Genomic DNA, 23233 nt, shown 5'->3' with positions numbered 1-23233 from the left:
CAGACTTTCTGATTTGCCGCCTCCAGACCTCGCGCGCCTAATCGGAACCCTATTGTTCAAGGTCCGATCATGGAAAACACCCGAGCCACTTTCCGCCCTGCCCTCTGGTTCATGTTCAGCATTGTCCTGGTTGCCCTGAACCTGCGACCTTCCATGGCCGCTGTCGGGCCTCTGCTCCCGGCGATTCGCGACGACATTGCGCTGAGCTTCAGCCAGGCTTCACTGCTGACAATGTTGCCGGTGACGGCCATGGGACTGGCAATGTTTGTCGGCCTGCGCGTCAGCCAGCGATTCGGCGAGCAGCGCACGGTGGTGTTCTCATTGCTGATCATCGGCGTGGCCACGATTTCGCGGTTGTTCCTTGATTCAGCCGCGGAGTTGCTTCTCAGCGCGGTGCTGGCAGGTATCGGGATAGCCCTGATCCAGGTCCTGATGCCAGCGCTGATCAAATCGCGCTTCAGCGACCACGTTGCCCTGTGCATGGGGCTCTACGTCACGTCGATCATGGCCGGTGCCGCCATGGGTGCTTCCTTTGCGCCGCTGGTGATGGAGCATACCGGCAGCTGGCGTATGGGCCTGGCGATCTGGGCCGTTCTCGCCGTGCTGGCATTGCTGTTCTGGAGCCCCCAACGCCCAGGGATGCCGACACTGGATACAAAGGCACCCAGCAATGGTTCGTTTTTCGCCAATTCCCGCGCGAGGTTACTCGCGATCTTCTTTGGCCTGGGCACTGCGTCCTACACTTGTGTTCTGGCCTGGCTGGCGCCGTACTACGTGGAAAAGGGCTGGAGCGAACAGCACGCCGGATTGCTGCTCGGGTTTCTGACCGCCATGGAAGTGCTGTCGGGCCTGCTGACGCCCGTCATCGCCAATCGCAGCCGCGACCGCCGCGTCGTGCTGATGGTATTGCTGACACTGATCATCGCTGGTTTCTGCGGACTGATTCTGAGCCCACAGCATTTGAGCCTGATGTGGCCATGCCTGCTGGGGCTGGGCATTGGCGGCCTGTTCCCGATGAGCCTGATCGTATCGCTGGATCACCTGGACAATCCATTGCGCGCCGGTGGCCTGACCGCATTCGTTCAAGGCATTGGCTACTTGATCGCCGGCCTGTCGCCGCTGCTGGCAGGGATCATCCGCGACCAGCTCGGCAGCTTTGAATGGGCCTGGTGGTCGCTGACGGCGGTCATGGTGCTGATGATGCTGATGGTTTTGCGCTTCAACCCAAGGCACTACACCCGCCACATCCATTGACCCGGAGCCTGCCATGAAAACCACCGGTTTCGCCGTCGCTCACGCCAGCATGCTGCTTTGGGCCTTATTGATCGCTGCGTCGTTTTCCGCGGCGGCGCAAGTCAGCCAGGCCATCGACCCGATCCTGCTGACCGGATTGCGCCTGCTGTTTTGTGCCGTGGTGTTTCTGCCACTGCTGCTGCTTAAAGGCGATGGCGTCATGACTGCCCGTGGACTGCTCGGCCACGCGGTACTCGGCCTGCTGCTGGCGCTGTACTTCGGCTCGCTGTTCGAAGCATTGCGCTACACCTCGGCCGTCAACACCGGGACGATGTTCACGCTGGTGCCGCTGATGACCCTGGGTTTCGAAGCTGTGCTGACACCTGACAGCCGCCTGAAACAACGGGTTGTCCCGATGCTGCTCGCCGCTGCCGGGGCGGTCTTGCTGATCATGAAAGGCTCCGGCCCCGGCGAGTTGCCATCGCCCTATTCATTGTCGGTGTACGGCACGGGCTGCCTGGCAATGGCGCTCTACGCCCCCCTCAGCCAACGCCTGAAAGCCGATAGCCTCAAGGGGCGCGGGCCGGTGCCCATGACGTTCTGGAACATGCTGTTCGGTGCGCTGTTTCTGCTGGTGTTCTGTGGATTCAGTGGCGGTTGGCGCTCGGCATCATTACTGACGCTCAACGATTTCTACTGGCTGATGTACCTGGCGGTGTTCGCCACACTGGCGACGTTCTGGCTGCTGCACCGGGCCATCGGCGTGATCGCGCCGTCCTCGGTGATTTCCTACATCTACCTGAGCACGCTGTTCATCACCTTGTTTCACTGGCTTTGGGCGCGCCAGATGCCGCTGCCGCTGGAAATGGCCGGCGCAGTGCTGGTGGGCCTCGGCATGTTCGCGCTCTTGATGTCCAGCCGCCGCGCCGTGTCGGCGATGGTCCAGGGCTGACACGGTCTTGGGCGAAACGTCCTGCAAGGCATTCTCCCTGCTCGCCCATTCCGCTAGGATCATTCCCCCACCCTTGCGCACGGTCAGCGCAAGGGACGCAGCGAGACGCAATGGATGCTGAACAGTAATTCGCTTAGAAAACTCGACATGCAGGACCTCATGGTGTTCGTCGCCGTGTACGAGCAGAACAGCGTCACCGACGTATCCGAGACGCTTTTCGTCAGCCAGTCCACAGTGAGTTACTGCCTGAAAAAACTGCGCACCAGTTTCGAGGACGAGTTGTTCATCAACACCCGTACCGGCGGCATGCAGCCCACCAGCAAGGCCAGCGCGATGTACCCTCACGTGCTGAAAATCCTCGAAAGCATCAACCTGTGTCACGCCGGCTTACCCACGTTCGACCCTGTCCTGCAACCCGTGACCTTCAACATCTGCGCCCCGGAATATTTCGAGCAACTGATCCTGCCGCGCTTGTTGAAAACCTTTGACCTCGCCGATCTTCCGGTGATGGTCAATGTGTTCAAACTCCAGGCCGATATCCCAGCCGAAGCGTTGCGCGAAGGCAGCCTCGACCTGGTGATGTGCTTCGGTCCGAACTTCCATCGCAGTCACGTCGATTTCAAATCGCAGACGCTGCTCGAAGACGATCTGGTATGTGTGTTCGACAAGCGCGCCACGCCGGCGGAACCACGCTTGAGCCTGCAAACCTATGTCGAACGTCGACACGTGTTCCCGACACCCTGGACGTCCGCCACCAACATGGTCGACGGCTGGCTTGCGCAGCAGGCACAACAGCGCCAGATCGTCGCACGCGCCAACAGCTACAGTGCAGCACTGAAGCTGATTACCGGTACCGACTATGCCCTGACCTTACCCCGGCGCATCCAGCGACTGCTGGCCAGTGCAGACAACTTCAATCACTGTGAAGTGCCCGAAGGCTTGCCGGGTTTCACCCTCGACATGCAGTGGAACCAGGGTGTCGACCAGGACAGCGCCAACACCTGGCTGCGAGCGCAAGTGATCCAGGCCTGCGGCGAGCAGGAAACGGCCTGATACTCAGTTGTTGATGGCGGTCTTGCTGTAGGAGTCGCGATCGATGTCGAGAATTTCCACGCACAACTGGACCTCAATGCTGCCAGGCCATTCACACAGGTCCCGCACCACCGCCAGCAGGCTTTCAGACAGCTGTTTCTTGATCTCTGCGGAACGACCACTCAACAGCGCCAGTTTCACATGCACGAACGCCCGCTCGGCCAGTGCCGTACCGACCTTGAACGTATCGACCTTGACCGCGCGGCTCTTGATGTCGAATTCGGCAGCAAATTGACCGGAACCCACCAATGTATTGTTCAACCGCATCAATGCTACATCGGCATTCAGATCGGTCAGGTTGGCGGTGTATTCCATGTGCAGGTGAGGCATGAGTCAGTTCCTGTAAGTGGGTGGACAGGTCGTACATATAACACAGCGCCGCCCTGTTCATTCGGGCAGCGGCAAAACCGCACGCTCGCTCATAAACGCTTCCAGGCGCGAGCGTAACCAGCGCTCGGCAGGGTCGGTATCGACATGACTGAGCCAGACCATGGACAGGTCCAGGGTAGGTGTCTGGATCGGAAAGGGTTCCTTGAACAGCATTCCCGATGCAGCCATCGCCTCGGCAGTGTAGTCCGGCAGGCTGGCAATCAGGTCCGTCCCGGCGAGCAGTGCCGGCAAAGAACTGTATTGCGGTACCGAGAGCACCACCTGGCGCGTGCGGCCGATGTCTGCCAGCCACTCGTCGGCGTAGCCACTGACGTTGGCGGTATGGGACACCAGCACGTGCGGTCGCGCGCAATATTCATCGAGGGTCAGCGGTGTGTCGGAGGCATCGGCGCGCAAAATACTGGGCTGGATGTGCCGCAGCAACTTGCGCTTGGCATTGGCCGGCAAGCCACGGGTCTGGCTGATACCCACCGTGATATCGCCGGACGCCAGCAAGTCGGGAATCCGCCAGTAATCGACATGCTGCACCACAAACACCACGTTTGGCGCTTCCTGGCGTAGAGCTCGCAGCAATGGCGGCAACAAGCCGAACTCGACATCGTCGGACAACCCGATGCGGAACGACATCGTGCTGCTGGCCGGGTCAAAATCATGGGTCAGGCTCAAAGCCACGGACAAGGAGTCCAGTGCCGGCGACAGGTGCTTGATGATCTCCTCTGCCCGCGCCGTCGGCTCCATGCGATGGCCAACGCGTATGAACAGCGGATCATTGAACATCGCACGCAAGCGGTTGAGCGCCGAACTGATGGTCGGCTGACCGAGAAACAGCTTCTCCGCCACCCGAGTGACATTGCGCTCGAGCATCAGTGTTTCGAATACCACCATCAGGTTGATATCCGCCTTGCGAAGTTCGTTGCGATTCATCCACTGCCCCCGATCTCCAAATCTGCTGACAGTTTAGGTAGCGGATACGACTGCCGTCTATCCAACTCAGGTTCAACAGGCTGACGCCGTTCACGTTTAAGCAAAATGCTGGACCACGCTTCGTCCTACAGCCCCTTCCTTTTTACCTGGAACCCCTGGCAGGCAGCCCTTGAGTCCCTAAGCTCAGCGACGCACGAGGTGAAAAACCACCCTCGTCATCCAAAACATGCGCAATCACAAGGAGCGGTACCATGGCCAGAGACAAAGCCAAAGACGACAAACATTTCAACTGCACCCAGGCCCACGAAGCCGACTATGTCGCCAGCCTGTACCCGCACGCCAGGGACGAGGTCAAAACATTCCTCGCCTCGGCCTGCAAGGACAAATCCCTGCACAACTCCACCCACAAGGACGTCTACGAACTGATCAAGAGAAAACTGGGCCATACCCAGCCGTAAGGCGGATTGAAACGAAGCTGCTCTGTACGAGCAGCTTCACCGCTCTCTACCTAGACTTCCTTGATCGGGGTCTGCTCGCAGGTCCCTTTGATCAGACTGATTGCATGCACGCAATCGGCCTTGTTGACATAAGCCTCCCCGCTGGCAATCGTTTCATGATTGCCCGCCCTCAGCCGCCACCGCCATTGGCCCTTGCCAGTCAGGACGGTGCCGCGGATTTGCCTGTAAATCTCAAAATACATTGCTCGCTCCTTGTGATTGCCGGTGACTGCAGATCAGTGGTCTGCGAAACCAGAGTAAAGGAGGAGCTTCCAGGGCGATTACTTTCAATGTCAGGGGATATTTCGCACTGGCGACCCTGAATAACTGTGTAGGAACTTTCCTGCGGACAAAAACAAAACCCCAACTGCTTTCGCAATTGGGGTTTCGGAATTTAATCTTGACGATGACCTACTCTCACATGGGGAAACCCCACACTACCATCGGCGATGCATCGTTTCACTGCTGAGTTCGGGATGGGATCAGGTGGTTCCAACGCTCTATGGTCGTCAAGAAATTCGGGTACTGAGTCGTGGCCGGTTGGCCTCGCTTCAGCAAATTGGGTATGTAATAGATTTGTGTGTTTCTCGAACTTTCGGTTCTTTCGTCTTCACACACCGCAATCTGGCCTCTCTCGAGTTCGCAAATTGCTTGGGTGTTATATGGTCAAGCCTCACGGGCAATTAGTATTGGTTAGCTCAACGCCTCACAGCGCTTACACACCCAACCTATCAACGTCGTAGTCTTCGACGGCCCTTCAGGGGACTCAAGGTCCCAGTGAGATCTCATCTTGAGGCAAGTTTCCCGCTTAGATGCTTTCAGCGGTTATCTTTTCCGAACATAGCTACCCGGCAATGCCACTGGCGTGACAACCGGAACACCAGAGGTTCGTCCACTCCGGTCCTCTCGTACTAGGAGCAGCCCCTCTCAAATCTCAAACGTCCACGGCAGATAGGGACCGAACTGTCTCACGACGTTCTAAACCCAGCTCGCGTACCACTTTAAATGGCGAACAGCCATACCCTTGGGACCGGCTTCAGCCCCAGGATGTGATGAGCCGACATCGAGGTGCCAAACACCGCCGTCGATATGAACTCTTGGGCGGTATCAGCCTGTTATCCCCGGAGTACCTTTTATCCGTTGAGCGATGGCCCTTCCATACAGAACCACCGGATCACTAAGACCTACTTTCGTACCTGCTCGACGTGTCTGTCTCGCAGTCAAGCGCGCTTTTGCCTTTATACTCTACGACCGATTTCCGACCGGTCTGAGCGCACCTTCGTACTCCTCCGTTACTCTTTAGGAGGAGACCGCCCCAGTCAAACTACCCACCATACACTGTCCTCGATCCGGATAACGGACCTGAGTTAGAACCTCAAAGTTGCCAGGGTGGTATTTCAAGGTTGGCTCCACGCGAACTGGCGTCCACGCTTCAAAGCCTCCCACCTATCCTACACAAGCAAATTCAAAGTCCAGTGCAAAGCTATAGTAAAGGTTCACGGGGTCTTTCCGTCTAGCCGCGGATACACTGCATCTTCACAGCGATTTCAATTTCACTGAGTCTCGGGTGGAGACAGCGCCGCCATCGTTACGCCATTCGTGCAGGTCGGAACTTACCCGACAAGGAATTTCGCTACCTTAGGACCGTTATAGTTACGGCCGCCGTTTACCGGGGCTTCGATCAAGAGCTTCGCGTTAGCTAACCCCATCAATTAACCTTCCGGCACCGGGCAGGCGTCACACCCTATACGTCCACTTTCGTGTTTGCAGAGTGCTGTGTTTTTAATAAACAGTCGCAGCGGCCTGGTATCTTCGACCGGCGTGGGCTTACGGAGCAAGTCCTTCACCCTCACCGGCGCACCTTCTCCCGAAGTTACGGTGCCATTTTGCCTAGTTCCTTCACCCGAGTTCTCTCAAGCGCCTTGGTATTCTCTACCCAACCACCTGTGTCGGTTTGGGGTACGGTTCCTGGTTACCTGAAGCTTAGAAGCTTTTCTTGGAAGCATGGCATCAACCACTTCGTGTTCCAAAGGAACACTCGTCATCAGCTCTCGGCCTTGGAATCCCGGATTTACCTAAGATTCCAGCCTACCACCTTAAACTTGGACAACCAACGCCAAGCTGGCCTAGCCTTCTCCGTCCCTCCATCGCAATAACCAGAAGTACAGGAATATTAACCTGTTTTCCATCGACTACGCTTTTCAGCCTCGCCTTAGGGACCGACTAACCCTGCGTCGATTAACGTTGCGCAGGAAACCTTGGTCTTTCGGCGTGGGTGTTTTTCACACCCATTGTCGTTACTCATGTCAGCATTCGCACTTCTGATACCTCCAGCAAGCTTCTCAACTCACCTTCACAGGCTTACAGAACGCTCCTCTACCGCATCACCCGAAGGTGATACCCGTAGCTTCGGTGTATGGTTTGAGCCCCGTTACATCTTCCGCGCAGGCCGACTCGACTAGTGAGCTATTACGCTTTCTTTAAAGGGTGGCTGCTTCTAAGCCAACCTCCTAGCTGTCTAAGCCTTCCCACATCGTTTCCCACTTAACCATAACTTTGGGACCTTAGCTGACGGTCTGGGTTGTTTCCCTTTTCACGACGGACGTTAGCACCCGCCGTGTGTCTCCCATGCTCGGCACTTGTAGGTATTCGGAGTTTGCATCGGTTTGGTAAGTCGGGATGACCCCCTAGCCGAAACAGTGCTCTACCCCCTACAGTGATACATGAGGCGCTACCTAAATAGCTTTCGAGGAGAACCAGCTATCTCCGAGCTTGATTAGCCTTTCACTCCGATCCACAGGTCATCCGCTAACTTTTCAACGGTAGTCGGTTCGGTCCTCCAGTTAGTGTTACCCAACCTTCAACCTGCCCATGGATAGATCGCCCGGTTTCGGGTCTATTCCCAGCGACTAGACGCCCTATTAAGACTCGCTTTCGCTACGCCTCCCCTATTCGGTTAAGCTCGCCACTGAAAATAAGTCGCTGACCCATTATACAAAAGGTACGCAGTCACCCAACAAAGTGGGCTCCCACTGCTTGTACGCATACGGTTTCAGGATCTATTTCACTCCCCTCTCCGGGGTTCTTTTCGCCTTTCCCTCACGGTACTAGTTCACTATCGGTCAGTCAGTAGTATTTAGCCTTGGAGGATGGTCCCCCCATATTCAGACAAAGTTTCTCGTGCTCCGTCCTACTCGATTTCATGACCAAGAGATTTTCGCGTACAGGGCTATCACCCACTATGGCCGCACTTTCCAGAGCGTTCCGCTAATCTCAAAGCCACTTAAGGGCTAGTCCCCGTTCGCTCGCCACTACTAAGGGAATCTCGGTTGATTTCTTTTCCTCAGGGTACTTAGATGTTTCAGTTCCCCTGGTTCGCCTCTTGCACCTATGTATTCAGTACAAGATAACCATCTTATGATGGCTGGGTTCCCCCATTCAGACATCTCCGGATCAAAGTCTGTTTGCCGACTCCCCGAAGCTTTTCGCAGGCTACCACGTCTTTCATCGCCTCTGACTGCCAAGGCATCCACCGTATGCGCTTCTTCACTTGACCATATAACCCCAAGCAATCTGGTTATACTGTGAAGACGACATTCGCCGAAAATTCGATTCTTGCTCATAACGAGCAACTCACAAATTTTACCTTAGCCTGATCCGTTACCAGTGAAAGTAACGTTCAGTCTATCTTTCTATCACATACCCAAATTTTTAAAGAACGAACTAGTCAAAGACTAGAAATCAATATTCACGCTGGAATACTCATTTCTAAACTCTAACGAAGCAGACCACCTTAAAGGCTGGCCTCTCGTCTTCTTCAATGAATCAAGCAATTCGTGTGGGAACTTATGGAGCAGCTGAGTCGTCGATTAAGGAGGTGATCCAGCCGCAGGTTCCCCTACGGCTACCTTGTTACGACTTCACCCCAGTCATGAATCACACCGTGGTAACCGTCCTCCCGAAGGTTAGACTAGCTACTTCTGGTGCAACCCACTCCCATGGTGTGACGGGCGGTGTGTACAAGGCCCGGGAACGTATTCACCGCGACATTCTGATTCGCGATTACTAGCGATTCCGACTTCACGCAGTCGAGTTGCAGACTGCGATCCGGACTACGATCGGTTTTGTGGGATTAGCTCCACCTCGCGGCTTGGCAACCCTCTGTACCGGCCATTGTAGCACGTGTGTAGCCCAGGCCGTAAGGGCCATGATGACTTGACGTCATCCCCACCTTCCTCCGGTTTGTCACCGGCAGTCTCCTTAGAGTGCCCACCATTACGTGCTGGTAACTAAGGACAAGGGTTGCGCTCGTTACGGGACTTAACCCAACATCTCACGACACGAGCTGACGACAGCCATGCAGCACCTGTCTCAATGTTCCCGAAGGCACCAATCCATCTCTGGAAAGTTCATTGGATGTCAAGGCCTGGTAAGGTTCTTCGCGTTGCTTCGAATTAAACCACATGCTCCACCGCTTGTGCGGGCCCCCGTCAATTCATTTGAGTTTTAACCTTGCGGCCGTACTCCCCAGGCGGTCAACTTAATGCGTTAGCTGCGCCACTAAGAACTCAAGGCTCCCAACGGCTAGTTGACATCGTTTACGGCGTGGACTACCAGGGTATCTAATCCTGTTTGCTCCCCACGCTTTCGCACCTCAGTGTCAGTATCAGTCCAGGTGGTCGCCTTCGCCACTGGTGTTCCTTCCTATATCTACGCATTTCACCGCTACACAGGAAATTCCACCACCCTCTACCATACTCTAGCTCGTCAGTTTTGAATGCAGTTCCCAGGTTGAGCCCGGGGCTTTCACATCCAACTTAACGAACCACCTACGCGCGCTTTACGCCCAGTAATTCCGATTAACGCTTGCACCCTCTGTATTACCGCGGCTGCTGGCACAGAGTTAGCCGGTGCTTATTCTGTCGGTAACGTCAAAACACTAACGTATTAGGTTAATGCCCTTCCTCCCAACTTAAAGTGCTTTACAATCCGAAGACCTTCTTCACACACGCGGCATGGCTGGATCAGGCTTTCGCCCATTGTCCAATATTCCCCACTGCTGCCTCCCGTAGGAGTCTGGACCGTGTCTCAGTTCCAGTGTGACTGATCATCCTCTCAGACCAGTTACGGATCGTCGCCTTGGTGAGCCATTACCTCACCAACTAGCTAATCCGACCTAGGCTCATCTGATAGCGCAAGGCCCGAAGGTCCCCTGCTTTCTCCCGTAGGACGTATGCGGTATTAGCGTTCCTTTCGAAACGTTGTCCCCCACTACCAGGCAGATTCCTAGGCATTACTCACCCGTCCGCCGCTGAATTCAGGAGCAAGCTCCTGTCATCCGCTCGACTTGCATGTGTTAGGCCTGCCGCCAGCGTTCAATCTGAGCCATGATCAAACTCTTCAGTTCAAACATCTTTGGGTTTTGAGAAAACCCTAAACTTGGCTCAGCAATCGTTGGTTACATCTTTGATTTCTCGCGGAGTAACTTGTGATGCTGATAATCTGTTGACTAGCAGTCTGACCCCACAAGCACCCACACGAATTGCTTGATTCAGTTGTTAAAGAGCGGTTGGTTAAGATCTTTCGTCTCAACCGAGGCGCGCATCTTACAGCGCATCTTTTCAATTTGCAACCTTAAAAGTTTCTGATTTTTCAACAAAATCAACCACTTAAACCAAGAGCAACATCAAACTGCTCGTTAGCGGGAGGCGAATAGTACAGCATTAAAATACGTGGTCAACCCCCCACCTGAAAATTCTTCTTCCTTACCAAAGCACCCGGGTTGCCACCATGAGAACCTCCAGCATCTATATAAAGCACTGGGGCAGCAGCGAACCCAAACCACGTCGCTTAGACATATAGATACAACAATGGTGAGAAAGCCCTGCGGTAAATGGATACCCGGCGTATCGCGTCAAAAATGCCGGGACACGAAATGCACCGATCAGTATGACAGAAACGAAAAAGCCCCTGAAATGTTTAACCATTTCAGGGGCTTAGTCTTATTCAATAATGGCGGAGAGATAGGGATTCGAACCCTAGGTACCGGTGAAGGTACAACGGATTTCGAATCCGTCCCATTCGGCCACTCTGGCATCTCTCCAACGGCGCGCATCATAACAACACTTTCGCAGGAAGCGAACCCCCTAAGCGAAATATTTCTGTGCTTTCAGATGCTTGCGTCGGTTAAAGCGGTACGCCCAGACGATTGGCGACTTCTTCGTAGGCTTCGATGACGTCACCGAGGCCCTGACGGAAGCGGTCCTTGTCCATTTTCTTGCCGGTGGCCTTGTCCCACAGACGGCAGCCGTCCGGGCTGAATTCGTCGCCCAGCACGATGGAACCATCGTGGAACACGCCGAATTCCAGCTTGAAGTCGACCAGCAGCAGGCCGGCGTCGTCGAACAGTTTGCTCAGGACTTCATTGACCTTGAGCGACAGCTCTTTCATGCGAACCAGTTGCTCGGCGGTACCCCAACCAAATGCCACGACGTGGGATTCGTTGATGAACGGGTCGCCCTTGGCGTCGTCCTTCAGGAACAGTTCGAAGGTGTAAGGGTTGAGCTTCATGCCCTCTTCGACACCCAGACGCTTGACCAGGCTGCCAGCAGCGTAGTTACGCACGACGCACTCGACCGGGATCATGTCGAGCTTCTTCACCAGGCATTCGTTGTCGCCCAGCAATTTGTCGAATTGGGTCGGCACGCCAGCAGCTTCGAGCTTCTGCATGATGAAGGCGTTGAACTTGTTGTTCACCATGCCTTTGCGGTCGAGCTGTTCGATACGCTTGCCGTCGAACGCCGAGGTGTCGTTGCGAAACAGCAGGATCAAACGGTTAGCGTCGTCGGTCTTGTAAACCGATTTGGCTTTGCCGCGGTAGAGTTCTTCACGTTTTTCCATGATGGGCTCCGCTTGCTAAGTAGATGGGCTAGGCGATGTGTCGCCAGTCGAGCCCTGAATCTTGATCGGCCAGTTGCAGCCAGTCCGGGTCGCACCCGAGGGTGTCGACAAAACATTGCCGGGCCAGCTGCGGCAGGTTGTTCTTGCTGCTCAGATGGGCCAGGACCAGGTGTTGCAGGTCTTTCCAGCCCAGCTCGGCCACCAGGAATGCCGCCTGATGGTTATTCAAATGTCCCAATTCACCGCCCACCCGCTGCTTGAGAAAGTACGGGTAATGACCGCGAGCCAGCATGTCACGACAGTGATTGGACTCGATCATCAACGCATCGAGATCCCGATAGCCGTCCAACACCTTGTCACAATACGACCCCAGGTCGGTCAACAGGCCGAAGCGCCGTTCGCCGTCACTGAAAACATATTGCGTCGGTTCTTGTGCATCGTGGGCCACGGCAATGACACCGATGCTCAAGTCGCCGATTTGCAACTGCTCGCCGCCGGCCAGAAAGCCTGCGGGTTCAATCGGTTTGCGCATCCCGCGCAAGGTCCCGCGACTGAGGTAGACAGGCAGATTGTAGCGCCGAGACAGCAAACCCACGCCATGCACGTGGTCGGCATGTTCGTGGGTCACGAGTATCGCGCTCAGCTGCGCTGGGTTCACACCCAGGCGCAGCAGGCGTTTTTCGGTTTCCCGAAGGGAGAAACCACAATCCACCAATACGTACGTATCAGCGCTGGCTATCAGCGTGCCGTTCCCTTGACTACCGCTGCCGAGAACGGCAAAACGCATAGGATCAGCCCAGGTTGTCCTGAATCTTGCTCAACACTTTACGCGCCACATCTGCCGGCGCCACGGTGTTGATGTTTTTCTCGACGGTGACCTGGACGTTCTCGCCAACCTTGCTCAGGCGAACCTGATAACGCTCGGCACGGGCGTCAAGCTCTTCCTTGCTCGGCGCGCTGCCGAACAGGCTGCTGAAGAAGCCCGGCTTGTCGTCTTTGTTCTCGGCTTTTTCAGCCAGATTGATGTAGTACAGCCCCAGGCTGCGGTTGATGTCTTCAACACGCCATTCGCCTTGTTCCAGCGCACGACCGACGCTCGACCAGGCACGATCCAGGTCGGTACCGACGTTCAGCACAGGGTTGCCGCTGCCGTCTTCAGTCAGGCTGACACGACTTGGCGCGTCGAAATCGCGCGAAGCCAGCATGGAGACCGAACCGCCCTTCTCCGAGATACGGCTCATGCTTGCGAGCATGTCGTCGACCAGTGCCGCGTCCAGGCCAGTGTTGACCGAACGGTTGGTGAAGGCCATGTCAGCGGTGCTGCCGGCAGGACGCTCGGCGCTGACCACATAGACTTCACTGGTGTTGCGCTGCACGCCCGGCTCGATGCGCACCCGCACGCGGGTTTCGCTGTCCGTGCTGACGCCGGCCGCGCTCAGGCGCTTGGCCATGGCTGCGGACAGTTCATCGGAATGCTGCCAGGTCGTGGTGAATTCGCCGGTTTGCGGACGCTGTTCATCCAGACGGAAGCCGTTGTCCTGGAAGAACTGAACGGCCACAGGCCAGACTTCAGCCGGCGGGTTCTGCGCCAGGATGGAGCTGGAGCCGCCGCTCTTCTGCAGGGAGTAGGCACTGGCGTCGGCAGCCGCCGTCAGTGGCTGAGGACGAGGAACCACGTATTCGCCCTTGGCGGTGTCATCGGCCACGTTACGCGGGATCGGCAACAGCGGATCCAGGCGCTTGGCGGTACGGACATCCGGTGGCATTTGCATCGGTGCAGTCTGTTGCGCTTCCAGGTAATCGCTACCACGGTCACGGAAATAACCTTCCGGGCCCCAGATCCATCCGCAGCCACTGGTGCTGGAGATAATCAAGGCAAGTGCGGAAAGTCCGGCCATTCGCTTCATGCGTTGTACTTCCTCAATTAAACCAGGACGCCGCACTGGCGCAGGGCCGTGCGCAGCGTTTCGTGACAAGGTGCGCTCAGCCAGGTCAACGGCAGGCGAATGCCTTCGTGCATCAGGCCCATTTCAACCAAAGCCCACTTCACCGGAATCGGGTTGGCTTCGATGAACAGGTCCTTGTGCAGTGGCATCAGTTTTTCGTTGATTGCCCGGGCAGTCTCGGCATCACCCTTGAGGGCGGCCTCGCACAAATCAGCCATTTCACGCGGAGCGACGTTGGCGGTGACGGAGATGTTGCCCTTGCCGCCCATCAGAATCAGCTCGACGGCGGTCGGATCATCGCCGGAAAGGACGATGAAATCCTTGCTTACGCCATCGAGGATGGCCTTGGCGCGCTTGAGGTCGCCGGTCGCTTCCTTGATACCGATGATGTTCGGCACGGTGGACAGGCGGATCACGGTTTCGGCCTGCATGTCGCAGGAGGTGCGGCCGGGAACGTTATAGAGAATCTGCGGGATGTCGACCGCTTCGGCGATGTGCTTGAAGTGCAGGTACAGGCCTTCCTGGGTCGGCTTGTTGTAGTACGGCACTACCAGCAGGCAGGCATCGGCGCCGGCTTCCTTGGCGTTACGGGTCAATTCGACGGCTTCGCGGGTCGAATTGGCGCCGGTACCGGCGATCACTGGAATGCGACCATTGACCTGCTTGACCACGGCACGGATGACCGCGATGTGCTCGTTGACGTCGAGGGTTGCCGATTCGCCGGTGGTGCCGACGGCGACAATGGCATGGGTGCCGTTTTCAAGGTGGAAGTCCACGAGTTTGCTGAGGCTGTCCCAGTCAAGACGCCCCTGTGCATCCATGGGTGTGACCAGTGCCACCATACTGCCCGCAATCATGAAACCGCTCCTGCCGGAAAAAGAGAGCCGTAATGGTACTGGCGCCAAGATGCTTGCACAAGCGAAGTACTGTGCTGCCGCCATTCCCCTTGGCGCCGGTTTTCGCTACCCTTCAGACTTTGATCGGTACAGACAAGCTCGTCCGTCGGGTTTCAGCCTCCATTTTCGGCATCACAAGCCCTGATCCAGCGTTGCCGCCTCTCGCTCCCGCCCCGCAGGAGCACGTCGCAACCTGCCGCTTGGGGTTTTCTGAATTCGCATCCGCAGGCTCGCTCCCGACAAAACGCCCTTTGAACGTATCGACCGCTCATCGCTTTAGGAATGCTGCATGTCCACCCCCACAGTTCGCGAACAATTCCTTGTTATCAGTGCCCTCGGCGCCAACCCCATGGAGCTGACCAACGTCCTGTGCCGCGCCAGCCATGAAAACCGCTGCGCCGTTGTCACCTCTCGCCTGACCCGTCATGGCGAATGCAGTGCGCTGGTACTGGAAATCTCCGGTAGCTGGGATGCCTTGGCGCGCCTGGAAGGCAGCCTGCCAGTACTGGCCAAGCGGCATGCGTTCACGGTCAACGTGGTGCGCAGCGCGGCCCTTGAAAACCGCCCCCAGGCCCTGCCGTACGTCGCTTATGTCAGCTCGGCCTACCGCTCGGACATCATCAACGAGCTGTGCCAGTTCTTCATGGACCACAATGTCGAGCTGGAAAACCTGACCTGCGACACCTATCAGGCTCCGCAGACCGGCGGCACCATGCTCAACGCCACATTTACCGTGACCTTGCCAGCCGGCGTGCAAATCAGCTGGCTGCGCGATCAGTTCCTGGATTTTGCCGACGCGCTGAATCTCGATGCCCTGATCGAACCCTGGCGCCCACAGAACCCAATGTAAGGAAGCTTTCATGGCCGTTGCCATCGACCAACCGGTTGCCGATTTCGAAGCCCCCGCCACCAGCGGGCAAACCGTCAGCCTCGCCGGCCTGAAAGGCAAGCAGGTGGTGATCTACTTCTACCCCAAGGACAGCACGCCGGGCTGCACGACCGAAGGGCAAGGCTTTCGTGATCAGTACGCTGCGTTCAAGGCCGCCAATACCGAAGTGTTCGGCGTGTCTCGCGACAGCCTGAAATCCCACGAGAACTTCAAGTGCAAACAGGAATTTCCCTTTGAGCTGATCAGCGACAAGGATGAAGCCATCTGCCAGCTGTTCGACGTGATCAAGCTGAAAAAGCTCTACGGCAAGGAATACATGGGCGTGGATCGCAGCACGTTCCTGATCGACGCCAAAGGCGTGCTGCGTCAGGAATGGCGCGGCGTGAAGGTGCCGGGGCATGTTGATGCCGTTTTGGCTGCTGCTCAGGCACTGAACAAGGGCTGAGTACCTCAAAAAAATCGCAGCCATGAGCTGCGATTTTTTATCTCCACCGACTTAAAGCAGCGGCGATACCACCGGCTCCTTGCGCGGCCAAGCGTCCAGCACAGCCTTGAACAGCGTCGCCAGGGGAATCGCAAAGAACACCCCCCAGAAGCCCCACAACCCGCCAAACAGCAGCACCGCGCAGATGATCGCCACCGGGTGCAGGTTGACCGCCTCCGAGAACAGCAATGGCACCAGCACGTTGCCATCCAGCGTCTGAATGACCCCGTAAACCGCCATCAAGTATATGAACTGATCGCTCCAGCCCCACTGGAACAGCGCAATCAGAAACACGGGCACGGTCACCACCACGGCGCCGACGTAAGGCACCACCACCGAAATCCCCACCAGTAGTGCCAGCAGCGCCGCGTAGTTGAGTTCAAGAACAACGAAGGCGATGTACGTCACGCCACCGCAAATGAAAATTTCGATGACCTTGCCGCGAATGTAGTTGGCGATCTGCCGGTTCATTTCATGGGCGACCCGGGTGATCAACGCCCGTTCACGGGGCAGGTAACCGCGCACCCACTGGCCGATCATGGCTCGATCCTTGAGGAAGAAAAACACCAGGATCGGCACCAGCACCAGATAGATCATGATGTTTACAAGCAATGGCAGGCTCGATAGCGAGAACGTGAGCGCCCACTGACCAAACTTGCCGATTTCGCCCCGCGCCACTTCAATGGCCCGCAGCACTTGCTCATCGGATACCAGGTGCGGATAGCGCTCAGGCAGCAGCAACAAGAGTGACTGCCACTTGGCTAGCATGCCGGGCAACTCATTGAACAACGTAATCAACTGGTGCCACAGCAACGGCACGACAACCACGATGAATACCAGCAACAACCCCATGAATAACGCAAAGACCAGCCCCACCGCGACCCAACCCGGCACGCGCAGGCGCTCGAGGGTCACCACCAGCCCCTGCATCAGATACGCCAGCACCATGCCCGCGAGCACCGGCGCCAGCATACCGCCCAGGGTCAGTACGACGGTGAATGCCAGAAACAGCAGGACAGCCAGCACCACCGCTTCTTCATCGGAGAAATAGCGCTGAATCCAGTCGCGTAACACTTTGAACATCAATAATCCTTAGGAGTAAACGCAGCCGATTTCAGGCTTTTTTCAACCAGTAGCGGTAAACACCCGCTTCATCTTCTTCACGAAGCAGGGTATGACCGGCCAATCGGGCAAAGGTGCGAAAGTCGCGCTGCGAACCCGCATCGGTGGCGATGACCTTGAGTACCGCACCACTGGCCAGCCGGTTGAGCTCCATCTTGGCCTTGAGCAACGGCAACGGGCAATTCAGGCCACTGGCATCCAGTTCAACGTCATGCTCTACAGCGTCGGTCATTGCATCACTCCGGGTCAGGTGGTTGAGTTGCCTAGAATATCTGGTCGCAACGCCGGTGTCCGGCTACAGTAAGGTCTTTGTCGACTAAGGCTTTGTGCATGACATTTTTGCGCCCTACCCTGCTGACGCTCGCTTGCCTGCTCGCCTCACCGGGCTTCGCCGACGACCTGCCGTCACTCGGCGACGCCAGTTCTGCCATTGTCTCACCGCAACAGGAATACCAGCTCGGCCGCGCCTGGCTGGCAATGTTGCGCAGTCAGGTTTCGCAACTCAACGATCCACAACTCAAGGATTACGTGGAATCCAGCGTTTACCGACTGGTCGAGACCAGCCAGGTCACCGACCGGCGCCTGGAATTCATCCTGATCAACAGCCCGCAGCTCAACGCCTTTGCGGCGCCGGGCGGGATCGTCGGGGTGAACGGAGGTTTGTTCCTCAACGCCCAGACCGAAGGCGAATACGCTTCGGTACTGGCGCACGAATTGGCTCACTTGTCGCAGCGCCACTTTGCCCGGGGCGTCGAAGCACAGCAACGCATGCAAGTACCCATGATGGCCGCATTGCTGGCCGGTATCGTGATCGCGGCCGCGGGCGCCGGTGACGCCGGGATCGCGGCCATTGCCGGCACACAGGCAGCGGCCATTCAGGAACAACGGCGATTCTCCCGCCAGAACGAACAGGAAGCCGACCGCATCGGCATTCTCAATCTGGAAAAGGCCGGTTATGACCCCCGGTCGATGCCCACCATGTTCGAACGCCTGATGCGTCAGTACCGCTACGATGCCAAGCCACCGGAATTCCTGCTGACTCACCCGGTCACCGAATCGCGTATCGCCGACACCCGCAACCGCGCCGAACAGGCGCCACAGGGCGGCATCGAAGACAGCATGCGCTACCAACTGATCCGCGCGCGAGTCCAGCTGATCTATGAAGAGACCCCGGGTCTCGGTGCCAAGCGCTTCCGCGCCCAGCTCGACGAAAACCCGAAAAGCGACGTGGCGCGCTACGGCCTGGCCATTGCCCAGATCAAGGGCGGTCAACTGAACGAAGCACGGGAAAACCTCAAGCTGCTGCTGGCCAAGGCACCCAACGAGATCATCTACAACCTGGCTCAGGTCGACCTGGACATCACCAACAATCGCCTGCCGGACGCCCAGTCCCGGGTTGACCGGTTGATGGCCCAGTACCCTGGCAACTATCCGCTGAATCAGGTGCGCGTCGACCTGCTGCTGAAGCAGAACCGCGCCGCGGATGCGGAGAAAGCCCTCGAAAGCCTGCTCAAATCGCGTCCGGATGATCCGGACGTGTGGTATCAGGTTGCCGAGACACGCGGCCTGTCGGGAAACATCATCGGCCTGCATCAGGCTCGCGCCGAATACTTTGCGCTGGTCGGGGACTACAAACAGGCCATTCAGCAGCTGGACTTCGCCAAACGCAAGGCCGGCACGAACTTCCCGCTGTCTTCACGGATCGATGCGCGGCAACGCGAGCTGATGGAACAGGAGCGAATGATCAAGGACATGATGGGCTGACGCCCCGGAGACAAAAAGTCCGGATACAAAAAAACCGCCTCTTTCGAGGCGGTTTTTTATTCAACCAACAAAAACCGGATTATTCAGCCAGCTTGAAGGTGATGAAGCTCGCACGCCCCTGTCGCAGTACCCGCATCGACACCGAGCGGTTCTTTGGCAGCGCCTTGGCGATGTCCGCGAACTCCTTGGTGGAACCGATGGCCTGGTTGTTCAGGTGGGTGATCACATCACCCGGTTGCAAGCCGATCATGGCAGCAGGACCGTCCTGCACTTCCTTGATCACCACACCACCTTTGAGGTCGTATGTTTTCTTCTGGTCGTCAGTCAGCTCGACCACGGAAACACCGAGGCGATTGCTGCTGCGCTCGATGCTGGATTTTGGCTCGGCGCCCATCTCCTTGCCTTCTTCCGGAATTGCACCGACGGTCAGTTCGACATTCTTGCGCTTGCCGTCACGGATCACTTCCAGATTGGCTTTTGCACCAGCCTTCAATGCGCCAACGAGGTGCGGCAGGTCGGCCGACATAACGATTGGCTGACCGTTCATGCTCAGGATCACGTCGCCAACCTGCAGGCCACCCTTGGCAGCCGGACCATCATCCTGGATTTGGGCAACCAGCGCACCGGCCGGCTTCTCCAGACCGAACGATTCGGCCAGGTCCTTGCTCACTTCCTGAATCACGACACCCAGCCAGCCACGGCTGACCTTGCCACCGGATTTCAGCTGATTGGAAACATCCATGGCCACGTCGATCGGAATTGCAAACGACACGCCCATGAAGCCACCGGAGCGGGTATAGATCTGCGAGTTGATCCCGACCACCTCACCGTTCAGGTTGAACAGCGGACCACCCGAGTTACCCGGGTTGATCGGCACGTCGGTCTGGATGAACGGCACATAGTTTTCGTTCGGCAGGCTGCGACCGACGGCGCTGACGATGCCTTGGGTCACTGTGTGGTCAAAGCCGAATGGCGAACCGATCGCGACAACCCATTGGCCGGCCTTCAGGTCCTGGGATTTACCGAGCTTGAGCACTGGCAGATCCTTGCCTTCGATTTTCAGCAGCGCCACGTCGGAACGTGGATCGGTACCGATCAGCTTGGCTTTCATTTCGCTGCGATCAGCCAGGCGGACGAGGATTTCGTCAGCATCGGCGATCACGTGGTTGTTGGTCAGGATATAGCCATCAGTAGAGATGATGAAACCCGAGCCCAGGGACGTTGCCTCGCGCTGTCGGTCGCGAGGCGAGCGCGATTGTGGCGGCATGCCCCGTTCGAAGAATTCGCGCAACATTGGCGGCAAGCCTTCGAGGTCGGGCATTTGCTGGCTGACTTTGCGATCCGGCAGCTTTTGCGTGGTACTGATGTTCACGACTGCAGGCGAGGCCTGTTCGACCAATTGCGTAAAATCAGGCAATTCGACCGCTTGGGCGGTGACCGCCTGACCGAGCACCAGCACGGTGGCAATAATGGAAAGGTAAGACTTCAAGCGTGGTATCGACATACGGCTCCCGTTACGACGAGCAGGGTTAAGCGATATGGAGCAAGGAACACCGGGAACAATACGCCGGTATTTTTGTTCCGGGAACAACAAACAAGGCCAGAGCCGAGGGGCTCTGACCTATAAGAAATTTACGGGATTTTTGCAAATTGAAATGCTCACGAAACATTTCGAATTCAGCTCACTGCTTGGTTGCAGCGGTGTCGGTGCGCATCGAAAGCGCTATCCGTTCAGCAGTACCGACCGGTATCTCGCCGACGACGGTCACCATCATGTCGCCCTGTGCCGTGGCCAGGCGCCGGGAAACGGCAACGGTGGGCCCCAACTGAGTGCGGGTGTCAGTGACTGTTGCGCCATTCAACGGCTCGAGGAATACCGAAAAGCGCGTCAGGCCGTCGTCATACATCAGGCTATTGACCTGGGTTTTGGTCTCCGGATCCTTGCGAGCGGTGCTGCTGGTCAACTCGAAGCCGGGCGGCAACCAGTCGGAGCGCCAGACCTGGGCAGACTTGACGGCAGAAGCCTTGTCACTTTCGAGATTGACTGGCTTGCAATCATTACTGGCCTGCAGGTCTTTTTCGGAAGGAGCGTCAGCGGTATCCAGTTGTGTGAACTGGAAGCGCTCCAACAACCGCCCCTTGTCGTCCAATAGCAAAGACTTCAGAGGCAGGCCGGTCTCTTTATCCAGATGCAGTTCAAAACCGTAACGGTGTTGATCGCGGGGTGTCAGCGATACGATCACCGCCGAACGCCCGGCGACACGCGACTTGCCGATGACGGCGAGGTCATACCAACTCTTGAGCTTTTGAGGATCGAGTGCACGGGCAGCGGAGTTGGGGGAGTCCCCAAGCCCTGCTATCAGCGTGCCGCTGACGCATTGAGTTTGCCCATCAATACGAACGACTTCCTGAGCGGAACCGTCGAGCTGGATCAATCGCTCGCGGACCTTTCCATCCTGGACGCGGTGCCAGATGTTATGGGTAGAAAAACTACCGTTACGCTCGTAGACGAAAGTACCCTGAAAGCTTTGCTGTTGCTCTGCCTGGCCCAGGCGGGTCAACCAGTCCTGGGCTTCATCGGCTTGGGCTGGAACGATGAACCAGCCGCTGAGCAGAAGCGAAAGTAGAGGTATGGCGCGCATGATCCTCCTTAACGGTTTTCCAGGCTTGCGGCACGAGCGTAAGGCAGAGCGCTCTCAGTGCCTTTCAGTGCAGCCTGTTGTGCGTGTTGGCGCAAGTAACCTGGCAGACGCTGATCGTGCCAGCCTGGCTGACCTTGCAAAACGCCGTTGGCCATTGGGCCGGTAGAATCCGAACTCTCATTGTAGCCTGCCAAAACAGCTGGGCCTTTTACTTGAGGAACGGCCAGCGCGGGTTGACTGGATTGCTGGGCCAGTTCGACACCGGCGATCTCATCCTGGTTGTACAAACGCACACCGGCCAGTACCGCCAGGGTCACCGAAGCTGCGACCGCCAGACGACCCAGGCTGCGCCATGGACCACGGGAAGCTTTTGCCGGTACGGCTTCGTCAGCCAGGGCAGCAGAAACAGCCGCGGCGATGTCCAGGCGTGGAAGCAGCAGATCCTTGTGCATCACTGCCCGAGCGATCTGATAACGAGCCCAGGTATCACGGGTTTCAACATCGTCACAGGCATTCAATACCCGACGCAATTCCAATTCGTCCGCTTCGTTATCCATCACTGCGGACAGCGATTCCTGCAGGGCTTCACGACTCATGGCGTTCCTCTCTTGGCTGTCGCCGCTGTCTTTAGTTTTCCTGCAACAACGGCTGCAGGGCTTTGTCGATGGCCTCCCGGGCGCGGAAGATCCGGGAGCGCACGGTGCCTACCGGACATTGCATGACGCTCGCAATGTCCTCGTAACTCAGACCATCAAACTCACGTAAAGTTAAAGCCGTACGCAAATCTTCCGGCAGTTGCTGAATGGTTCGATGGACGGTGCCTTCGATCTCATCCCGCAGCAAGGCCCGCTCTGGCGACTCGAGATCCTTGAGGCCATGATCGCCATCGTAGAACTCTGCATCCTCGGAACTGACATCGCTATCCGGCGGCCGACGGCCGCGTGAAACCAGATAGTTTTTCGCCGTGTTGATGGCGATGCGGTAAAGCCACGTATAAAACGCGCTGTCTCCGCGAAAATTTCCAAGTGCACGGTATGCCTTGATAAAGGCTTCTTGTGCCACATCCTGGGCTTCATGGGTGTCGTGCACGAAACGCACGATCAACCCGAGAATTTTGTGCTGGTATTTCAGCACTAGCAGATCGAAAGCACGCTTGTCGCCGCGCTGAACGCGTTCGACCAGTTGCTGATCCTCTTCCTGGGTTAGCATGAACACTCCTCGATGAGCTCGGAGGAGGATTGCAGAAGTAAACCACCAGACTTGCAAACATAGACTCGGGCTTTTCGCAAAAGTTCTCCCCCTCCAGGCAAGTTTCCTGCGGGCTCTGATTTGGCACGCACGAAAAGCGCAGCACGAGTTGACCCGGCTGCGCGGATAATCTTGTCATCGGATTCTTCGGCAAGGATCGAACTGCAATCCCGCACTGAAGCCGACACTGTCCCTTGTTTCAGGCAACCGTCTATTGATCTTGGCCCTTTGGCAAAAGTTCCAAATATTTATAG

20 protein-coding genes, 1 tRNA gene and 3 rRNA genes are annotated in these 23233 nt (G+C 56.9%); 7 read left to right on the top strand and 17 right to left on the bottom strand.

What is annotated here, in order from left to right; translation table 11 throughout:
- Positions 1-69: 69 nt before the first annotated feature.
- From AC3ITY_RS06920 to AC3ITY_RS06910, 3 genes are all read left to right on the top strand, one after another.
- Positions 70-1254, top strand: a complete 1185-nt coding sequence (locus AC3ITY_RS06920) for a cyanate transporter (protein ID WP_489308223.1) — start codon at positions 70-72, stop codon at positions 1252-1254.
- 13 nt (positions 1255-1267) lie between these two features.
- The gene (locus tag AC3ITY_RS06915) at positions 1268-2185 is read left to right on the top strand and encodes a DMT family transporter (RefSeq protein ID WP_489308222.1); all 918 of its coding nucleotides are present in this window, start codon (positions 1268-1270) and stop codon (positions 2183-2185) included.
- 114 nt (positions 2186-2299) lie between these two features.
- Positions 2300-3238, top strand: a complete 939-nt coding sequence (locus tag AC3ITY_RS06910) for a LysR family transcriptional regulator (protein ID WP_489308221.1) — start codon at positions 2300-2302, stop codon at positions 3236-3238.
- 3 nt (positions 3239-3241) lie between these two features.
- On the opposite strand, the gene AC3ITY_RS06905 is transcribed toward AC3ITY_RS06910, so the two are convergent.
- Both AC3ITY_RS06905 and AC3ITY_RS06900 read right to left on the bottom strand, forming a co-directional pair.
- The gene (locus AC3ITY_RS06905) at positions 3242-3607 is read right to left on the bottom strand and encodes a 5-carboxymethyl-2-hydroxymuconate Delta-isomerase (RefSeq protein ID WP_489308220.1); all 366 of its coding nucleotides are present in this window, start codon (positions 3605-3607) and stop codon (positions 3242-3244) included.
- A 57-nt stretch (positions 3608-3664) separates the two neighbouring features.
- Positions 3665-4591: a LysR substrate-binding domain-containing protein gene (locus AC3ITY_RS06900; protein WP_223456403.1), complete on the bottom strand. Its 927-nt coding sequence runs from the start codon at positions 4589-4591 to the stop codon at positions 3665-3667.
- A gap of 251 nt (positions 4592-4842) precedes the next feature.
- Here AC3ITY_RS06900 and AC3ITY_RS06895 point away from each other — a divergent pair, with 251 nt between their 5' ends.
- Complete coding sequence (locus tag AC3ITY_RS06895) at positions 4843-5049, top strand: hypothetical protein (protein WP_489308219.1); 207 nt, start codon at positions 4843-4845, stop codon at positions 5047-5049.
- A 50-nt stretch (positions 5050-5099) separates the two neighbouring features.
- Here the strand turns inward: AC3ITY_RS06895 and AC3ITY_RS06890 are convergent, their stop codons facing one another.
- The 9 genes from AC3ITY_RS06890 to dapA form a co-directional block, all read right to left on the bottom strand.
- Positions 5100-5291 carry a YegP family protein gene (locus AC3ITY_RS06890; RefSeq protein WP_223456404.1) on the bottom strand — a complete coding sequence of 64 codons (192 nt, stop codon included), beginning with the start codon at positions 5289-5291 and terminating at the stop codon, positions 5100-5102.
- Positions 5292-5486: 195 nt separating this feature from the next.
- Positions 5487-5602, bottom strand: a 5S ribosomal RNA gene (rrf, locus tag AC3ITY_RS06885).
- A 148-nt stretch (positions 5603-5750) separates the two neighbouring features.
- Positions 5751-8644 (bottom strand): 23S ribosomal RNA (locus AC3ITY_RS06880).
- Between the two features lie 314 nt (positions 8645-8958).
- Positions 8959-10495 (bottom strand): 16S ribosomal RNA (locus AC3ITY_RS06875).
- Together the 16S, 23S and 5S rRNA genes form the textbook arrangement of a ribosomal RNA operon.
- A 606-nt stretch (positions 10496-11101) precedes the next feature.
- Positions 11102-11191, bottom strand: a tRNA-Ser gene (locus AC3ITY_RS06870).
- Between the two features lie 83 nt (positions 11192-11274).
- Entirely contained in the window at positions 11275-11988 is a 714-nt protein-coding gene (gene purC / locus AC3ITY_RS06865; protein ID WP_007944067.1) for a phosphoribosylaminoimidazolesuccinocarboxamide synthase, read from the bottom strand.
- Positions 11989-12016: 28 nt separating this feature from the next.
- A complete protein-coding gene (locus AC3ITY_RS06860) occupies positions 12017-12775 on the bottom strand; it encodes an MBL fold metallo-hydrolase (RefSeq protein ID WP_007984759.1) in 759 nt (252 codons plus the stop codon).
- Positions 12776-12779: 4 nt separating this feature from the next.
- Positions 12780-13895 carry an NlpB/DapX family lipoprotein gene (gene bamC, locus AC3ITY_RS06855; protein WP_489308218.1) on the bottom strand — a complete coding sequence of 372 codons (1116 nt, stop codon included), beginning with the start codon at positions 13893-13895 and terminating at the stop codon, positions 12780-12782.
- Between the two features lie 17 nt (positions 13896-13912).
- Complete coding sequence (gene dapA / locus AC3ITY_RS06850) at positions 13913-14791, bottom strand: 4-hydroxy-tetrahydrodipicolinate synthase (RefSeq protein ID WP_223445998.1); 879 nt, start codon at positions 14789-14791, stop codon at positions 13913-13915.
- 328 nt (positions 14792-15119) lie between these two features.
- On the opposite strand from dapA, the gene AC3ITY_RS06845 reads away from it, so the two are divergent.
- Both AC3ITY_RS06845 and AC3ITY_RS06840 read left to right on the top strand, forming a co-directional pair.
- Complete coding sequence (locus AC3ITY_RS06845) at positions 15120-15680, top strand: glycine cleavage system transcriptional repressor (RefSeq protein WP_007979776.1); 561 nt, start codon at positions 15120-15122, stop codon at positions 15678-15680.
- A gap of 10 nt (positions 15681-15690) precedes the next feature.
- Entirely contained in the window at positions 15691-16164 is a 474-nt protein-coding gene (locus tag AC3ITY_RS06840) for a peroxiredoxin (RefSeq protein WP_223591450.1), read from the top strand.
- A gap of 51 nt (positions 16165-16215) precedes the next feature.
- Here the strand turns inward: AC3ITY_RS06840 and AC3ITY_RS06835 are convergent, their stop codons facing one another.
- Together AC3ITY_RS06835 and AC3ITY_RS06830 are read right to left on the bottom strand one after the other, a co-directional pair.
- Entirely contained in the window at positions 16216-17286 is a 1071-nt protein-coding gene (locus AC3ITY_RS06835; RefSeq protein ID WP_489308217.1) for an AI-2E family transporter, read from the bottom strand.
- 31 nt (positions 17287-17317) lie between these two features.
- Entirely contained in the window at positions 17318-17557 is a 240-nt protein-coding gene (locus AC3ITY_RS06830; protein ID WP_007979782.1) for a sulfurtransferase TusA family protein, read from the bottom strand.
- Between the two features lie 98 nt (positions 17558-17655).
- Between AC3ITY_RS06830 and AC3ITY_RS06825 the strand changes: the two genes are divergently transcribed.
- The gene (locus tag AC3ITY_RS06825; RefSeq protein WP_489308216.1) at positions 17656-19089 is read left to right on the top strand and encodes a M48 family metalloprotease; all 1434 of its coding nucleotides are present in this window, start codon (positions 17656-17658) and stop codon (positions 19087-19089) included.
- A gap of 79 nt (positions 19090-19168) precedes the next feature.
- Here the strand turns inward: AC3ITY_RS06825 and AC3ITY_RS06820 are convergent, their stop codons facing one another.
- From AC3ITY_RS06820 to rpoE, 4 genes are all read right to left on the bottom strand, one after another.
- Complete coding sequence (locus tag AC3ITY_RS06820) at positions 19169-20593, bottom strand: DegQ family serine endoprotease (protein WP_223458286.1); 1425 nt, start codon at positions 20591-20593, stop codon at positions 19169-19171.
- 178 nt (positions 20594-20771) lie between these two features.
- Positions 20772-21731, bottom strand: coding sequence for a MucB/RseB C-terminal domain-containing protein (locus AC3ITY_RS06815; protein ID WP_489308215.1), 960 nt, complete (start codon positions 21729-21731; stop codon positions 20772-20774).
- Positions 21732-21739: 8 nt separating this feature from the next.
- A complete protein-coding gene (locus AC3ITY_RS06810; RefSeq protein WP_489308214.1) occupies positions 21740-22327 on the bottom strand; it encodes a sigma-E factor negative regulatory protein in 588 nt (195 codons plus the stop codon).
- Between the two features lie 31 nt (positions 22328-22358).
- Positions 22359-22940 (bottom strand): RNA polymerase sigma factor RpoE/AlgU, encoded by a 582-nt coding sequence (gene rpoE, locus AC3ITY_RS06805; RefSeq protein ID WP_003172477.1) that lies wholly within the window; start codon positions 22938-22940, stop codon positions 22359-22361.
- Positions 22941-23233: the final 293 nt, after the last annotated feature.

This window comes from Pseudomonas sp. GL_091 (assembly GCF_057837725.1).
Note: the sequence above shows the minus strand (reverse complement) of the source record. Positions and strands in the feature narration are given on the sequence as shown.

Bases quoted from the DNA above. Each gene is read 5' to 3' on its own strand.
- AC3ITY_RS06920 (WP_489308223.1), top strand. From the start codon at position 70: ATGGAAAACACCCGAGCCACTTTCCGCCCTGCCCTCTGGTTCATGTTC.
- AC3ITY_RS06915 (WP_489308222.1), top strand. From the start codon at position 1,268: ATGAAAACCACCGGTTTCGCCGTCGCTCACGCCAGCATGCTGCTTTGG.
- AC3ITY_RS06910 (WP_489308221.1), top strand. From the start codon at position 2,300: ATGCTGAACAGTAATTCGCTTAGAAAACTCGACATGCAGGACCTCATG.
- AC3ITY_RS06905 (WP_489308220.1), bottom strand. From the start codon at position 3,607: ATGCCTCACCTGCACATGGAATACACCGCCAACCTGACCGATCTGAAT.
- AC3ITY_RS06900 (WP_223456403.1), bottom strand. From the start codon at position 4,591: ATGAATCGCAACGAACTTCGCAAGGCGGATATCAACCTGATGGTGGTA.
- AC3ITY_RS06895 (WP_489308219.1), top strand. From the start codon at position 4,843: ATGGCCAGAGACAAAGCCAAAGACGACAAACATTTCAACTGCACCCAG.
- AC3ITY_RS06890 (WP_223456404.1), bottom strand. From the start codon at position 5,291: ATGTATTTTGAGATTTACAGGCAAATCCGCGGCACCGTCCTGACTGGC.
- purC (WP_007944067.1), bottom strand. From the start codon at position 11,988: ATGGAAAAACGTGAAGAACTCTACCGCGGCAAAGCCAAATCGGTTTAC.
- AC3ITY_RS06860 (WP_007984759.1), bottom strand. From the start codon at position 12,775: ATGCGTTTTGCCGTTCTCGGCAGCGGTAGTCAAGGGAACGGCACGCTG.
- bamC (WP_489308218.1), bottom strand. From the start codon at position 13,895: ATGAAGCGAATGGCCGGACTTTCCGCACTTGCCTTGATTATCTCCAGC.
- dapA (WP_223445998.1), bottom strand. From the start codon at position 14,791: ATGATTGCGGGCAGTATGGTGGCACTGGTCACACCCATGGATGCACAG.
- AC3ITY_RS06845 (WP_007979776.1), top strand. From the start codon at position 15,120: ATGTCCACCCCCACAGTTCGCGAACAATTCCTTGTTATCAGTGCCCTC.
- AC3ITY_RS06840 (WP_223591450.1), top strand. From the start codon at position 15,691: ATGGCCGTTGCCATCGACCAACCGGTTGCCGATTTCGAAGCCCCCGCC.
- AC3ITY_RS06835 (WP_489308217.1), bottom strand. From the start codon at position 17,286: ATGTTCAAAGTGTTACGCGACTGGATTCAGCGCTATTTCTCCGATGAA.
- AC3ITY_RS06830 (WP_007979782.1), bottom strand. From the start codon at position 17,557: ATGACCGACGCTGTAGAGCATGACGTTGAACTGGATGCCAGTGGCCTG.
- AC3ITY_RS06825 (WP_489308216.1), top strand. From the start codon at position 17,656: ATGACATTTTTGCGCCCTACCCTGCTGACGCTCGCTTGCCTGCTCGCC.
- AC3ITY_RS06820 (WP_223458286.1), bottom strand. From the start codon at position 20,593: ATGTCGATACCACGCTTGAAGTCTTACCTTTCCATTATTGCCACCGTG.
- AC3ITY_RS06815 (WP_489308215.1), bottom strand. From the start codon at position 21,731: ATGCGCGCCATACCTCTACTTTCGCTTCTGCTCAGCGGCTGGTTCATC.
- AC3ITY_RS06810 (WP_489308214.1), bottom strand. From the start codon at position 22,327: ATGAGTCGTGAAGCCCTGCAGGAATCGCTGTCCGCAGTGATGGATAAC.
- rpoE (WP_003172477.1), bottom strand. From the start codon at position 22,940: ATGCTAACCCAGGAAGAGGATCAGCAACTGGTCGAACGCGTTCAGCGC.